Consider the following 15,439-nt stretch of genomic DNA (forward strand, 5'->3'; position numbering starts at 1 on the left):
GCCGAACAGCGCTTATGGGCGGAGTGCCCAATGGGTCAGGGAGGCTCCCCTACGGCTGGTCGGCTGCAAACCAGGTGCCTAACCTAAGGTCAGTTGGTGATTTGTGACGTCGCTGTGACGCTCTTGCACTTGAACGGCGTGCGGGATCGTGAAAAGGACGGTGCGGCTGCTGGCCTTCGCACCAAACATTCGGGCGTGCGCGAGGTTGCGCCCCCCGTTTATGCCGCGACCATCATTGTAAGAGGCCTTGTTCGATGACGCTCACCATTCTTGATGGGATCGTGTTGGCGGTCATACTGCTGTCCGCTGTTCTGGCCATGATGCGCGGGTTCCTGCGCGAAGTGCTTTCCATTGGCTCCTGGGTGGCTGCTGCCGCTGGCGCTTACTTTCTTTATCCATCGCTTTTGCCGTTCGCCAAGCAGTACATCACGGAGGATGTGTTCGCGACGGCCGCGGTCATCGGCATCTTGTTTTTCCTGATCTTGATCATCGTTTCCTATCTCACGATGAAGCTGTCGGACGTTGTTGCCGATTCAGCGATCGGGCCACTGGATCGCACGCTTGGATTTCTCTATGGCGCAGCACGCGCCGTGCTTTTGTTTGTCATCGCAGCGCTCTTCTTCAATTTCTTCATTCCCGAAAATGCTCCGCAATGGGTGGCCGACTCGCGCTCAAAACCGCTCTTGGATGAGTTGGGGGCAGAACTTCTTGCCATCTTGCCAGATGATCCAGAAGGGCAGATCATTGACCGCATTCGTGGCAATGATGACGAAGATGAAACGGCTGTCCCCAGCACCGGGACGTGATGATCGGGAGCCGACGCTTATTGGGGTGGGTGGTTACGCCCAAGCCGGCCACGTCACGCGATAGCTCCGCTGAAAGGCCCTGAGCCATGGTTGCGACCACTGCGTACGATGATCACTTTCATGACGAGTGCGGCGTTTTTGGTGTGTTTGGGCACTCCGATGCAGCGGCACTAACCGCTCTCGGCCTGCACGCTTTGCAACATCGCGGTCAGGAGGCTGCTGGTATTGTCTCCTTTGATGGGCTGCAGTTTTTTTCCGAGCGTCATATCGGCCTGGTTGGGGACCGTTTTTCCAAGCCGGATGTTCTTGGGCGGCTCAAAGGCGACCGTACTATTGGTCATGTCCGCTACTCCACGGCTGGTGGCGCGGGCCTACGCAACGTTCAACCGCTGTTTGCGGAGTTCGCCGGTGGTGGGTTCGCCGTGGCGCACAATGGCAACCTTACCAATGCCCATAAGCTGCAGATCAAACTGCGCCAAGGTGGCTCTATCTTCCAGTCAACCTCCGACACTGAGCCGATCATTCACCTGATTGCGACCAGCCAAGAAAAGAAGATCGTGGCGCGGCTCACCGATGCGCTGAGTCAAGTCGAGGGTGCCTATTCACTGATCGCGCTGACCGAAAAGAAGTTGATCGGGGTGCGTGATCCATTGGGCGTGCGACCGCTGGTGCTTGGGATGATCGACGGCGCCCCAGTGCTCACCTCAGAAACATGCGCTCTTGATATCATTGGCGCCGATTTCGTGCGTGACATTGAACCTGGCGAGATGGTGGTGATCACCGAGGATGGGGTGGAAAGCTACCGTCCGTTCGACCCCAAGCCGTCGCGCTTCTGCGTGTTCGAGTATGTCTATTTTGCGCGCCCTGACTCGATGGTTGAGGGACGCAATGTTTACGCGGTGCGCAAACAGATCGGCGCTGAGCTTTCGCGTGAAGCACCCGCAGATGTTGATTTGGTCATCCCCGTCCCTGATTCTGGAACCCCGGCAGCCATCGGTTTTGCCGAAGCGTCCGGCATTCCGTTTGATCTGGGTATTGTGCGCAATCACTATGTCGGTCGCACCTTCATCGAGCCGACCGATGCAATCCGCCATATGGGCGTGAAGCTGAAGCTCAACCCCAACCGATTACTACTGGAAGGCAAACGGGTCGTTCTGGTTGATGATTCCATCGTGCGTGGCACCACATCGAAAAAGATCGTGCAGATGGTCCGTGAAGCTGGCGCGCGCGAGGTGCATATGCGGGTGGCAAGCCCACCGACGCGCGATGCCTGCTACTACGGCGTTGACACTCCAGAACGCGATCAGCTGATCGCTTCCAGCCAAACGATAGAAGAGATTGGAAGCGCCATTGGCGTGGACAGCTTAGGCTTCCTAACCATTGATGGGCTTTATCGCGCCCTTGGCGAAGCTGGACGCAACCGCGATGTGCCGCAATTCTGCGACGCTTGCTTTACCGGCGACTATCCCACCCCCCTCACCGACCGCACCGAGAAGACAGACAATCGCCTGCGCCTTGTCGAAGCGGACTGATACTCAGGTCTTTTCATGAACAAGCCTGCCAATGATGATGCCCAGCCGGTGGTGAAACCAGGCTCCAGCGACGCGCGCGTTGTGGTGGTAACCGGCGCTTCACGGGGCATTGGGTATGCGGTTGCCAAAGCTTTTGGCGCTACCGGAGCGCATGTGGTTGCCGTGGCGCGTACGACAGGTGCCTTGGAAGAGCTGGATGACGCCATCAAGGCAGCTGGCGGCTCGACAACGCTGGTGCCGCTTGACCTTAAAGATCATGATGCCATCGACCGGATGGGTCTGGCGCTCTACGAGCGCTTTGGCCGTGTCGACGTGCTGATTGGCAATGCCGCTGTTCTTGGCGTCATCACGCCTCTTGGCCATTTGAAGCCAAAGGATTTTGAGACGCTGATGGCCGTCAACGTCACGGCCAACTACCGCCTGATCCGCTCGATGGATCCGCTACTACGCCAATCTGATGCTGGACGGGCTGTCTTTCTCACCTGTGAGGCTGGGCAGGCCTCCAAGCCGTTCTGGGGAGGCTATGCCGCCACCAAAGCAGCGCTAGAATCGATGGTGCGCACCTATGCGGCGGAAATGATCAACACATCGGTGCGGGTCAACCTGTTTGACCCAGGGCCCGTGCGCACGGCGCTGCGTGGTAAGGCTGTACCGGGCGAAGATCAGTCCGTTCTGCCGAACCCAGACCATGTCATTGGACCGATCATGGACTTAACCAGCCCGAACTACGCTGAAACCGGCTTGCTTCATCGCGGCACTAGTTGATCTTGCGCTTCTTGGCTTTAGCCTCATAGGGGTTGCTGCCTTTGCGCATCAGCACGCGCAGAGGAACGCCGGGCAAGTCAAAGGTGTCCCGCAAACCATTCACCAGATAACGTGTGTAGCTGCCTGGAAGCGCGTCTGGCCGTGAGCAAAACACGGCGAAGGTTGGCGGACGGGCTTTGGCTTGCGTCATGTAACGAAGCTTCAGGCGACGCCCCGCAACCGCTGGCGGTGGATGCTGCTGCAGCGCGGCTGTCAGCCACCGATTGAGCGCTGCGGTGGAAATGCGGCGGTTCCACACATCATCCATTTTCAGCACGGCCTGCATGAGAGCCTCAGTGCCTTTGCCAGTCAAACCGGACAGTGGCACCAGCGGCGCACCGCGAACCTGCGGCAGCAAGCGGGCCAACTCTTCCTCGCATTCTTTGAGGAAGCTGCCTTTGTTTTTCACCACATCCCATTTGTTCAGGCCGAACACCAGCGCTCTGCCCTCACGGGCAACCAGATCAGCAATTTGAAGGTCCTGCTTTTCAAAGGGATGTTCAGCATCCATCAGGATCACAACGCATTCAGCAAACTGGATCGCGTGCAACGCATCAGCAACGGAGAGCTTTTCTAGCTTCTCCTGCACTTTGGCTTTGCGGCGCATGCCAGCTGTATCGAAGAGCTTGAACGGGCGATCCTGGAACACCCAATCAACAGAAATGGTGTCGCGGGTGATCCCAGCTTCAGGGCCCGTCAGCAGCCGATCATCCCCCAGAAGACGGTTGACCAGCGTGGACTTGCCCGCATTTGGGCGACCGACAATGGCCACCTGCAAGGGATGGGTGCGCGGCGCGGCCTCTATGATATCGGGCGCATCTTCATCATCGGCATCCCATTCGGGCTCAGCAAGAACGGGGGCCGCCTGTGGTGCGCTGGCAGCATCTTCTGCAAGCCGCGTGAAATGTTCGTCGAGTGCCTGGAAAAGATCGGCCATGCCTTCGCCGTGCTCAGCAGAGATTGCCACCGGCTCACCGAGTCCGAGCTCATAGGTCTCATAAAGACCGTCCATGCCTTTTCGGCCTTCGACCTTGTTGGCAACCAGAACGGTTTTGTCGCCATGGCGGCGCATCAGATTGGCGAATTCAGCATCGGTTGGCGTGATGCCCGCGCGCGCATCGATAATGAACAGGCACACATCAGCCTCGTCGATGGCGCGCTCAGTTTGCGCGCGCATGCGCCCTTCCAGTGAACTGGCGTCAGCGTCTTCCAGGCCCGCAGTGTCAACAAGCGTGAAGGTCAAATCACCCAGTTTGGCATCACCCTCGCGACGGTCGCGGGTGACACCAGGCGTGTCATCGACCAAGGCCAAACGCTTGCCGACCAAGCGGTTGAACAGTGTCGATTTGCCAACATTGGGCCGCCCGACAATCGCAACGACTGGCGGGGCATGGAGAGCTGTGGCCATACGCGTGATCAGTTCAGGGCGAGCAGCGTGCCATCAGCGGCGAGAGCAAGGAGACGCCCGCCAGCTGCGATGGGCCGCAAGAAGATATCTTCGTTGACGCTCGTTGTGCCCAGCACTTCACCATTGGCAGGGTTTACGCGCAGCACATTGCCATCACTGGACGCCAGGAAAAGCACATTGTCAGCAAGTGCTGGACCGGCCCATTTTTCTTGGCCTTCGCCTGTGCCGCCGGGAAGACGCGTTGCCCACTGGATGTCGCCGGTTGAGCGCGACAGCGCCATCAGGCGACCTTCCAGATCAACAAGGAAGATCACATCACCAGCCACGATGGGCGTGTGAACGGAGCCAACATTGGTTTCCCATTGACGGTTACCCGAGTCGAGACCCACCGAAATGGTGCGCCCGCCGACGCCAGTTGCAATCACAGAGCCGCTGGCGATCACTGGACTTGCAACCAAATCACGCAACCCAGACAGCGCTTGATAGCGCGCGCCGGTCACCACGGCGTCAGCCCAGCGTGGTTCGCCGTCCGTTGCATTGAGCGCGACAATCTCGCCGGATGAGTAGGGCACAATCACCGTGTTGCCAGAGACTGCAGGTGTGCCTGAACCCAAAAGACCAGCGGTGGCTGGCACGCCACGGAAACGCCAACGCTCCGTGCCATCGGCGGCAGAAAGCGCCAAAACCGTGTTGGATTGGGTGATCACATAGACCTGCTCACCAGCGAATGTCGGCGCTGACAGTGCCGGGGTATCCAGATCGATGGCCCATGCCGTTTGGCCAGAGTTGGCATCAAGCGCAAAAAGCTGGCCAAAACCTGTGGCCGCGAACACGCGACCACCACCAAGCGCAACACCGCCTGCACCCACCTGACCATCTTCGCCTTCTGGGCGAAGGTTACGACGCCAGCTTTGGCCGCCACCGGAGATCGCCACGGCGGTGACATTGCCATTGGGGTCGTACACATAGGCGCGACCGCCAGCGACCACTGGCAGGGCAGCCATGCGCACTTGGCGACGACCAGACACAATGCCAGCCTGCGCGCTCCATGTTTGCGCACCGGATAAAGAAACGTGTCCTGGATTGTTGGCCGCATTGCCACCTGGCTGCGGCCAGTCGATAGCGCCGGATGCGCCAGGAATGGAAACGGTTGTGTTGGTAACAGCAAGCACAGGATCGGCGGCGCTGCCGACAGCGCGCCGCTCGCCCGGGATTGGTGGGTCTTCGCGGTTGAACGGATTTAATCCGTCGAACGTTTCGCCAATACCGCCAGCACAACCGGCAAGCAGCGGACCAACACACAAAGCCAGGGTCAAAGGTTTGAGGAGTGAACGCATGAAACTGATGTCCTCGTTAGCTGCCGACCGCGCTGGTGCCATCGCTGGCCAGCACATCAAGCGCAACACGGGCGCGGGAGCGCACCGATTCTGGGCTGGCAAAATCACCAACCAATTCTAGGAAAAGTGCGAGCGCTTGCTCGCGATTGCCCGCTTTCATTGCCGCAAACGCGCGAATCTCACGTGCCGAATGGGAAAAGGGGTTTGTCTCTTCGGACAGAGGCAACAACAGGCCTTCAATATCGGCTGCCGCACCGTGATCAAGCAGCAGATAGCCAAGGCGAATCCGTGCCACATCGCGCACCAGCGGATCGATGCTTGCATCATCGACAAGAGACTGGAAACCGTCGATGGCACCATCAAAATCATCTTGCTGCGCCAAGGTGCTGGCAGAGCGGAAGCGCGCCAAGGCAGCGTAACCACCTGGGCCGTCGGCTGCTATGGCATCAAAAGCGGCAATGCCCTCCTGCGGATTCTCTTCAACCAGCGCGATTGCATCGAGAAAGCTGTCGCCAGCGGCGGCGGCCTGCGAGGTGGTGTAGGCCTCATAGCCTCGCCAAGCGGCAACGCCGAGCACCAACACAATGGCGCCACCAATCACATACTTGCCAAAACGGTCCCACATCCGCTTAGCGCGGTCTTTGCGGATGTCTTCTTCAATTTCACTGAAAATATCGGTCATGAATGCCTATTTGGGCCTTTGCTCATCGTGCCCCACGGTGTGCGGCGGACCATAGTGTTTGTTCGTTGTCCCTGCAATCGGTTGCCGGCCACACAAGGCGACCGATTTGCACGCAAGGTTTACGCGCCCATGCAGGATGAAAGGCGGCTATTTCTGCTTTCGGGCATAAACATGGTCAGGCCCAGGAAAAGATCGATCGCGCACCGCATCGGCGTAACCGGTAACGGCCTCTTCGATATGCTCGCGAATGGAGCCGAACTTTTGCACGAACTTTGGCGTCCAAACATTCAGGCCAAGCATATCTTCCAGAACCAAAATCTGTCCGTCACACGCCGGTGATGCTCCAATACCGATTGTGACGGTTGGGATGTCTTCGGTGATTTTGCGCGCCAAAGGTTCCACCGTGCCCTCAATCACCATGGCGAAGGCGCCAGCGTCGGAAATGGCTTTGGCATCGCGCTCGGTTTGCGCCTGGTTCTCATCGGATTTGCCCTGCACACGAAAGCCGCCCATCGTGTTGATGGCCTGTGGCGTCAGACCAATATGGCCCATGACAGGGATGCCTCGACGGACCAAAAACTCGACCGTTTCGGCCATGTGCTCGCCGCCTTCCATCTTGATGGCGCCAGCGCCCGTCTCCTTCATGACGCGCGCAGCGGAATGAAACGCTTGCTCTTTGCTCGCCTCATAGGAGCCAAACGGCATGTCGACCACGACCAGCGCCCGCTTAGAGCCGCGCATCACGGCCAGCCCTTGAACAATCATCATGTCGAGCGTCACCGGCACAGTCGATTCCATGCCGTGCATCACCATGCCCAGTGAATCCCCGACCAGGATGAAGTCGACGTGTTCATCAAGGATCGAAGCGGTGTGGGCGTGATAGGCGGTGAGCGCAACAACGGGATCGCCATTTTTGCGCTTGGCAATATCAACCGCCGTTATCCGGCGCTTGGCAGATTGAACAGACATCACGGAAGCTCGGTTGGTGAAGAAGGTCGCAGGCTCTTAACCGATTGGAGCGATGCCGAACAGCCATTGATGCGCCCAAAGCAGCAAGACCACCCACGCAACTGTTCCAACGACAACCACAATGATGTCGCCTGTCCAACCCGACGGAGCCAGTGGGTTGGGTTCACCGCGGCGTTTTACCGAGATTCGATCCATAACAGCCCACGCGAGAAACGACCCAAACAAAACCAGATGCACGCCCAATCCATTGGCGAGCAAATGCCCCAGCGCCCAGATTTTGATAGCGACCAACATGGGGTGCTTGAGCTTGGCCTTGAGTTTGGACGGAACGTAAGCAGCAACCAAGGCAATCAACGCGGGCAGCATCAACACCACCGCCAGATGGCGTGTCCAAACCGGAGGTGCCCACACAAAGCCTAAACCCGCCTTCGCAGCCGGATAGCCGTAAATCATCGCAACAAACGAAACGATGGCGACCAGTGAGTAGACGCCCTTCCAGGGGCCTTCGCCATAGGCCGCAATGAAACGTTGGCGTGGTTCGGAAGCAAAAATGCGTACCGAATGAATGCCCAAAAAGATGATCAATCCGCCGAAAAACGCGATCACGCCTGTCCCCAATCTCTTATTCTGTTGCCCGTGCGCATCAATCTGCGCGTTTGTGATGGATAGCACTGCCCGACACAGGCTCGTCGGGTTTACCCAACGTCCACGCTTGTGTTGCATTATGTTCTAGGGGCAGCAAGAGTTTCGCGTGCGGCTATTGTGGAGATTAGTGTGATGTTCTCTCGTGTTTTGATGACCGTTATGGCCTTGGGTGTGGCATCGTTTTTTGCGCTGCCGCAGGCGCAAGCCTCGGTGATTGCCAAGGTTGATCTGTCTGAACAGCGTATGCAGGTCATCGTTGACGGCGAAGTGCTGCATGAGTGGAACATTTCTTCCGGGCGGCAGGGCTATTCCACCCCCACCGGCACCTGGCGCCCACTGCGCATGCACACCATGTGGCGTTCGCGCACCTACAACAACGCGCCGATGCCCCATGCAATCTTTTTCCAGGGTGGCTACGCTTTCCACGCGACCAGCGCCATTGGACGGCTTGGTAGTCGCGCTTCGCACGGTTGTATCCGCCTGCATCCAGACAATGCGCGCGCGCTGTTTGCCCTGGTGCAGGACTATGGCCCGCACCGCACGCGCATTCAGATCACCAATTAGCGGTTAACCTCATCGGCGTCATGGCCGGACTTGATCCAGCCATTCAGTCTCTTTGAACTTGTCGGTTCCATGATGAATTCCCGTGTCTAGCACGGGAATGGTAGCCTGGGTGGTTACGGCCGCATAAGCAACACAGGGGCGTGAATGGTGCGGATCATGGCTGTTGTCGTGGAGCCGACGATCAACGTCCGCAGAGGCGAATGACCATAAGCTCCCATGACCAAGAATCCGTCAGGATTGGCTTTCATGGTGTCACCAATCACCGTTTCTGGTGCACCATCTTCTAGGCGAACTTCGCTGTCGCGGCTCTGCTCAGCGAGAAGCTGCTTGGCGCTTTCGACCAGCTTCTGATGGCGGGTGTCGTTGCTGCCGGCGATGACGACATCCAGCGTGATATCGGTGAAGAGGGCCGATTGGGCGGCAAACCTAAGCGCTGCAGTGGATGCAGCACCGCCATCATAGGCAACAATCACTTTTGATGGGTTGGTTTGCGCAAGCTCCACACCACGGCTGGAGGCGATCAAGACCGGCTTGTGGCTCGCACGGATAACGCGCTCCACCTTGGAGCCAATATGCCCTTTGGCAAAATCACTGGATGCACCGCGCTTGCCCATCACGATAAGGTCGGCATCAGCTTCCCGCTCTGTCACCGTTTCGACGATACCGCCATGGCGATGTGTGAGCGATACATCGGCAACGCCGAGATTTTTGACATGGTCCTGCGCGCTATCAAGCAGAACACGCCCGCGTTCGATGGCAAGCTTGCCTTCGGCCTCATCAAGACGTGTCAGCTCTTCCAAAAGCGAAGACTTCACGCCCAGGCCAATGGCGCCAGACAAATCCTTGCGCGAGGCGGCAGCGTTGCTGCGCTGGATAATGTTGAGCAGTTCGACGCTGGCGTCCAACCGTTTGGCGGCCCAAGCGGTGTAATCACACACCCGCGCGGCATATTGTGAGGCGTCGATGCAAGCGAGAATGCGTTTCATTTGAATGTTCCTTAGTGGCCGGCGGACGCAGCATCCGCGCCGTCTTTGTCGTGCTCGCCAAAGCGTTGGACCATCATCGCGCTCTTTTCATTGAGACCGATCACATCGACGCCCGCGCCTTCGCGGCGGAACTTCAAGATCGCTTTGTCCAAAATGCCAACGGCGGAAATATCCCAAAAATGTGCTTTGGAGACGTCAATCACGACGCGATCAAGCACCTCTTTGAAGTCGAACGCATCAGCAAAACGCTCTGTAGAGGCAAAGAACACCTCACCTGACACATAGTAGGTGCGTGTGCGCCCATCGCTGGAGAGCGTGGAGTCCACGTTGAAGAGACCACGCACTTTGGAAGCAAAGAAGAGGCCCGACAGGATAACACCGGCAGCAACACCTTGCGCCAAGTCGTGGGTCCAGACCACCACCACGACAGTCACCACCATCACCACAGAGGATTGCCAGGGGTGGGTGCGCAGATCGCGGATCGACTTCCACGAAAACGTGCCGATGGACACCATGATCATGACCGCCACGAGCGACGGCATCGGGATCTGACTGACAAATGGTCCAAGAACCACGATCAGGAACAAGAGAAATGTGCCGGCAACAAAGGTGGAAAGGCGTGTTGAGCCGCCAGATTTTACATTGATCACCGACTGGCCAATCATGGCGCAGCCGCCCATGCCGCCGAAAAAGCCGGTCACGAAGTTGGCGAGGCCCTGAGCTTTGGATTCCTGGGCCTTATCGGATGGTGTGTCGGTCAGATCATCGACGATCTGCGCCGTCATCATGGATTCCAGCAATCCGACAGCAGCCATCGTCAGCGAAAACGGGAAGATGATCTGCAGCGTTTCCCAAGTGAAAGGTACGTTGGGAATGAAGAAATGGGGCGGTGCATCGGGCAGTTGGCCCATGTCACCCACCGTGTTCACTTCCCAGCCTAGCGCTAGCGCCAGCGCCGTCAGCACAACAATGGCCACCAATGGCGAAGGGATCGCCTTGGTGAGATAGGGGAAGAGATAGATGATCGCCAAGCCACCGGCCACCATTGGGTAGGTGAGCCAAGTGACATCCACCAGTTGCGGTATCTGGGCAATGAAAATCAGGATTGCCAGCGCGTTCACAAAGCCTGTGACCACCGAGCGGGAAACAAATTGCATCAAGAGGTCAAGCCGAAGGAAGCCTGCAATGACCTGCAAAATGCCCATCAGAATGGTCGCAGCGAACAGATACTCCACGCCGTAGTCGCGAACCAATGGCACGACCAAAACCGCAATCGCGGCTGTGGCGGCGGAGATCATACCTGGACGACCGCCTGTCAGCGCGCAGATGACGGCGATCGAAAAGGAGGCATAGAGGCCTACTTTCGGATCGACGCCAGCAATAATGGAAAAGCCGATCGCTTCTGGGATCAAGGCAAGGGCAACGACAATGCCAGCAAGAATATCGCCGCGCGGGTTGGACAACCACTCGCGCCGCAGCGTGTTGAGGGAAAGCATATGGGTCCTGACCGGCGGAGAGAAACGCCGTCATCTGGTGGGGGGATCAATGCGATGCGCTGCGCCTGCTAGCAGATCAAACTGCTGATGGCGAGGGGCAAGGTGCATGACAGCCACGCATTTGTGCTGGCAAACAAAAAACCGGCGCTGCATCGCTGCAACGCCGGTTCATGTGTCGGATGAAGACTTTTGGGTCGTTTACGCGGCCCGAATGGTCTCCAAGAAGGTGTTGATGTTCTGACGCAGATCGTTGGCTTCCTGCGACAGCTCTGTCGAGCTTCCTAGAACCTGCGCGGCAGCAGCGCCGGTCTGCTGGGTGGCTTCGTTCACACCAACAATGTTCGATGACACGTTTTGGGTGCCCATCGCGGCTTGCTGAACGTTGGAAGCAATTTCCTGCGTTGCCGTGCCCTGCTCTTCCACCGACGAGGCAATGGCCGAGGCAATGGAATCCATCGCTTTGATCTTCTCAGAGATCGCTTCAATGGACGTGACGGATGCTTCGGTTGACGACTGGATATCGGTGATCAGACCAGCGATTTGATCGGTGGCACGACCGGTCTGCTCGGCAAGGCCTTTCACTTCAGAGGCAACGACGGCAAACCCGCGTCCAGCATCACCAGCGCGCGCAGCTTCGATCGTCGCGTTGAGCGCAAGCAGATTGGTCTGCTCAGCAATGTCCTGGATGAGGCTGACAACTTCGCCAATCTTCTGCGCAGCTTGCACCAGGGAGTTGACTTGGTTGCCGGTCGCATCCGCCTGTTCAACAGCCTCACGCGACATGCTGGCCGACTCATTCACCTGACGGCTGATCTCACCGATAGAGGCGGAGAGCTCTTCAGCGGCGCTGGCGACAGTCTGCACGTTTGATGTCGCCTCTTCAGAGGAGCTGGCAACCGTCGTCGACTTGTTGGTGGTATCCTCAGCAAGCGAGGACAGAGACTGCGCTGAGTGCTGCATCTCTTCGGACGACCGTGTGACCTTGCTGATCGACTCGGTGGCAGCCTGTTCGAAACGTTGGATCGCTTCATCAACAGTCTGTTGACGCTGCGCTTTGGCTTTTTGGTCTTCAGACTGGGCGGCCCGCAAGTCACGGCCCTCGATCATGTTGTCTTTGAAGACTTGAACGGCCGTGGCCATTTCACCAAGTTCATCTGTACGCTCACGACCTGGGATTTCGATTTCAAGGTCATTGTCTGCCAGGCTTCGCATAGCCGACGTCATCGAAGCGATTGCGCTCGACAAGCTACGCGACAGGAAGATCGCGATAACGGCACCAATAAGCAAAGTTACAACACCGACGATAGCCGTGATCGTCATGTTCCGCTGGAAGCGGTCCGTTAGGACCGGACCCAGCTCGTTCTGAACCGCGACCTGCGCGTACTCAGCGCTCACGGCGGCTTCATCGATACGCGGCCCGATCACATCCAGCTGCTGCGAGTAAATCACGTTACGTGCGCTGATAATCTCAGAGATCCGCTCAAAAGACGCCTCATAGAGGTCAAGGTTGGCTTGTGCTTCCTGAATTAAAGCCCGGCGACGTGGGTTTTGCAGTTCGCGCAACACATCGCCCATCTGCTCGCGTGTTGCAGCCAACTCTTGCTCGGCACGCTCACGCGCTTCCTGCTCATTAGACAGCAGAAACTCTTGCACATAGAAGCGTCCCAGCAGCAGGCTCTGCTGCGCTAGACCGGTGTAGTAAGCCGCATCTGGATCTTGGTCGCGATATGCACTGTCCATCACATCGGTTAGATTTCGTCTGATCTCGATACCGATGGGCGACAGGTTGGTGTTGTACTCTTCATGACGCTGCTGTTGCAGGTCGATGGCCTCGACAAAAGACGATAGATACTGTGCAGAATCTGTTTGAATCGCGTTGAGAACAGTCGCCTGCTCATCTGTCACACCAATGTCCAAAAGATGTTGGCTGGTTTCCTCCAGCCTGGCCGCGTAATCCTCCACCGTCGCGAGCGTCGATGGATCGTCTGACGTGCGAAACTTCATGACCGCCAAGCGTGCGTGCGTAATGTGCAACGCCAGATCGGCAAAGCCGACTGATGCGCGACCGTTCGTGCGATACTGCAAGAAAGAGTCGTTGGACGACTGGCTGTTCAAATAGCTAAAGCCGGCGAGACATGCTGCCAAAGCAAGCACGGCGCCAAAACCGATGAATAATCGGTGTTGGATTGATAATTTCATAATTTCCCCCAAAAGATGCAATTCAAAATATTGCTACCAAGAGGCGCTCATAGGCTTAAGGAACACTTAAGCGTGCGTTGCGTACGTGGTTGCACGCATAAGTCGATGCTGATGGTAGTTGGAGGTGAGAAGACCACCGGACGAACAGCTGATGAGGCAGATTCTCGTCGCTACCTGTATCTGACGCTACGTTCCTAAGGTTTTCTAGTGACCGTCATGATCGATGATCTTTGGGAGAAGATCCTTCGAGACGAAAACATCCCTTTTTTGTCGCACTTTTCACGACCAAAAGTGTTTTGTGTTCCGGCTTCCTATACTCGCAAAAAGTGCACCGATTTTTGCATCAAAAACCGAACCAATTGGACTTGAGATGGTCGTGCAGAAGAACGGTTCGAGCCCAGTGGTTCTCTACCAGCACGCTTCTCTGCTGATATGTAGTTTGCGCGATGGACTGCACCAAGTGCGATGGATTAGCTTTCGTTGATTGCTGATCAATTTCGTCGTGCCGGTTTAATTGAAAGATCAGTGCCAGCGCCGTGCGAGACAAAGGCCATCTGGTCATACGCGGCAATGCGGTTTTGAACGTCGCGCGGGTAGGCAGTGAACATTCATAAAAAACCTCCAGTTTCTTCCAACAGGCCCCCATCCCCTCTGCGTGATGAGCGTTTGGTACAGACGCTCGCCAGGGCCTCGATCCTGGTGGTCGATGACGAACCTGGGATGAGAAACTTCCTGCAAAAGACCCTTTCGGGTGTTTGTGGTCGTGTCGATGTCAAGTCCAGCGGGGTAGAGGCCACCGAAGCCCTCGATCAGGCGCGATATGATGTCATTGTTCTTGATAATGTGATGCCCAACCAAACCGGCGTCGATTGGCTAACAGAACAAAGTGAAATCGGACTTTTTTCTGATGCCATCTTGATCACTGCACACGCCGATCTGGATACCGCCATCGCGGCAATGCGTGCCGGAGCGTCTGACTTTCTGCTCAAGCCGTTTCGTTCGAACCAGCTCATCAATGCGATCGCACAAAGCCTGACCAAAACCCGCCTCAGGCGTCAGAACACGGTGCTTCGCAACGAAATTGAATCCGGCAGAGATCTGTTGCGCCAACGCGATGCTTTGGTGGGCAGCTCGGCAAAGATTGAAGAGGTTCGCGCAACCATTCGGCGTGCGGCTGTGACCGATGCCCAGGTTGTTATCCATGGCGAAGTTGGCTCGGGCACCCAGATTGCGGCGCGCATGTTGCACAATCGCTCGAACCGAGGTGAAAACCCGTTTGTCTGGTTGCCGTGCTCAACGCTGGACGAGGAAGCGTTCAAACATCGCCTCTATGGAACGATTGATCGCTCAAGCGCGGCACCCAATGATCCGTCCAGCGCGCGCGATGACGGCATACTGGTCAGCGCATCTGGGGGCACGCTGTATTTCGAAGACATCGACGCACTTTCGCCGCCGTGCCAAACACTTCTGACCCAACTCATGACCGAGGAACGGTTCCGACCAGTGGGTGCTGAACGGGCTGTGCCCCTTGATGTTCGCATCATAGCCTCATCACGAACGTCGTTGCATGATGCGGTTGAACAGGGTCACTTCCGGCAAGATTTGTACTATTTGCTGAGCGTTATCCAGATCGACTTGCCACCTCTGCGTGAGCGCAAAGACGATATCATCGAGCTGGCAGATTTCTTCCTGGAAAGTCTGGCCGCGCGTATGGGCTTGGAAAAGCCTGCTATCACCCCCGGTGCAAAGCGACGGCTCATGTCTCACCCTTGGCCAGGCAATGTGGTGGAACTGCGCAACGCGATGGAGCGCGCGCTGATACAGGGCGGCTTTGAAGAAGCGGTGAATGAAGGTGGTGGCAAAGCAACAGTCGAAACGCTGGCTGAGGTTGAGAAACAGCACATCTTGGATGTCTTGAGCACCAGCCAAGGCAATCGAGCCGAAGCAGCACGCCGGTTGGGGATCGCGCGCAAGACCATAGACCGCAAGTGCCAGGCTTGGGGCTTGTAAC

General features: G+C 57.2%; 13 protein-coding genes. 5 read left to right on the forward strand and 8 right to left on the reverse strand.

What is annotated here, in order from left to right; all coding sequences use genetic code 11:
• The first annotated feature begins 254 nt into the window (after positions 1-254).
• The 3 genes from ABWH92_RS15960 (at position 255) to ABWH92_RS15970 (ending at position 3,103) form a co-directional block, all read left to right on the forward strand.
• Positions 255-806, forward strand: coding sequence for a CvpA family protein (locus ABWH92_RS15960; protein WP_375570034.1), 552 nt, complete (start codon positions 255-257; stop codon positions 804-806).
• 86 nt (positions 807-892) lie between these two features.
• Complete coding sequence (gene purF / locus ABWH92_RS15965; protein WP_375570036.1) at positions 893-2,338, forward strand: amidophosphoribosyltransferase; 1,446 nt, start codon at positions 893-895, stop codon at positions 2,336-2,338.
• 15 nt (positions 2,339-2,353) lie between these two features.
• The gene (locus ABWH92_RS15970) at positions 2,354-3,103 is read left to right on the forward strand and encodes an SDR family NAD(P)-dependent oxidoreductase (protein WP_375570038.1); all 750 of its coding nucleotides are present in this window, start codon (positions 2,354-2,356) and stop codon (positions 3,101-3,103) included.
• On the opposite strand, the gene der is transcribed toward ABWH92_RS15970, so the two are convergent.
• The 5 genes from der to ABWH92_RS15995 form a co-directional block, all read right to left on the reverse strand.
• Positions 3,096-4,550 carry a ribosome biogenesis GTPase Der gene (gene der, locus ABWH92_RS15975; RefSeq protein ID WP_375570040.1) on the reverse strand — a complete coding sequence of 485 codons (1,455 nt, stop codon included), beginning with the start codon at positions 4,548-4,550 and terminating at the stop codon, positions 3,096-3,098. The two genes, ABWH92_RS15970 and der, sit on opposite strands and share 8 nt — an antisense overlap.
• Before the next feature lie 8 nt (positions 4,551-4,558).
• Complete coding sequence (locus tag ABWH92_RS15980; RefSeq protein ID WP_375570042.1) at positions 4,559-5,887, reverse strand: PQQ-binding-like beta-propeller repeat protein; 1,329 nt, start codon at positions 5,885-5,887, stop codon at positions 4,559-4,561.
• Between the two features lie 16 nt (positions 5,888-5,903).
• A complete protein-coding gene (locus ABWH92_RS15985) occupies positions 5,904-6,569 on the reverse strand; it encodes a tetratricopeptide repeat protein (protein WP_375570044.1) in 666 nt (221 codons plus the stop codon).
• Positions 6,570-6,716: 147 nt separating this feature from the next.
• On the reverse strand, positions 6,717-7,538 hold the full coding sequence (gene panB, locus ABWH92_RS15990) for a 3-methyl-2-oxobutanoate hydroxymethyltransferase (protein ID WP_375570046.1): 822 nt from the start codon (positions 7,536-7,538) through the stop codon (positions 6,717-6,719).
• Between the two features lie 36 nt (positions 7,539-7,574).
• Positions 7,575-8,144, reverse strand: a complete 570-nt coding sequence (locus ABWH92_RS15995) for an NnrU family protein (RefSeq protein ID WP_375570048.1) — start codon at positions 8,142-8,144, stop codon at positions 7,575-7,577.
• A 171-nt stretch (positions 8,145-8,315) separates the two neighbouring features.
• On the opposite strand from ABWH92_RS15995, the gene ABWH92_RS16000 reads away from it, so the two are divergent.
• On the forward strand, positions 8,316-8,747 hold the full coding sequence (locus ABWH92_RS16000; RefSeq protein ID WP_375570050.1) for a L,D-transpeptidase: 432 nt from the start codon (positions 8,316-8,318) through the stop codon (positions 8,745-8,747).
• A 113-nt stretch (positions 8,748-8,860) separates the two neighbouring features.
• On the opposite strand, the gene ABWH92_RS16005 is transcribed toward ABWH92_RS16000, so the two are convergent.
• The 3 genes from ABWH92_RS16005 to ABWH92_RS16015 all read right to left on the reverse strand — a co-directional run bounded on the left by ABWH92_RS16005 (position 8,861) and on the right by ABWH92_RS16015 (position 13,314).
• Positions 8,861-9,733 carry a universal stress protein gene (locus ABWH92_RS16005; RefSeq protein WP_375570052.1) on the reverse strand — a complete coding sequence of 291 codons (873 nt, stop codon included), beginning with the start codon at positions 9,731-9,733 and terminating at the stop codon, positions 8,861-8,863.
• A gap of 11 nt (positions 9,734-9,744) precedes the next feature.
• Positions 9,745-11,229: a SulP family inorganic anion transporter gene (locus tag ABWH92_RS16010; protein ID WP_375570054.1), complete on the reverse strand. Its 1,485-nt coding sequence runs from the start codon at positions 11,227-11,229 to the stop codon at positions 9,745-9,747.
• Between the two features lie 198 nt (positions 11,230-11,427).
• Positions 11,428-13,314 (reverse strand): methyl-accepting chemotaxis protein, encoded by a 1,887-nt coding sequence (locus ABWH92_RS16015; RefSeq protein ID WP_375570056.1) that lies wholly within the window; start codon positions 13,312-13,314, stop codon positions 11,428-11,430.
• 780 nt (positions 13,315-14,094) lie between these two features.
• Here ABWH92_RS16015 and ABWH92_RS16020 point away from each other — a divergent pair.
• Positions 14,095-15,438, forward strand: coding sequence for a sigma-54-dependent transcriptional regulator (locus ABWH92_RS16020; RefSeq protein ID WP_375570058.1), 1,344 nt, complete (start codon positions 14,095-14,097; stop codon positions 15,436-15,438).
• Position 15,439: the final 1 nt, after the last annotated feature.

The sequence above is a fragment of the Ahrensia marina genome (assembly GCF_042140245.1).
GTDB lineage: Bacteria > Pseudomonadota > Alphaproteobacteria > Rhizobiales > MH13 > MH13.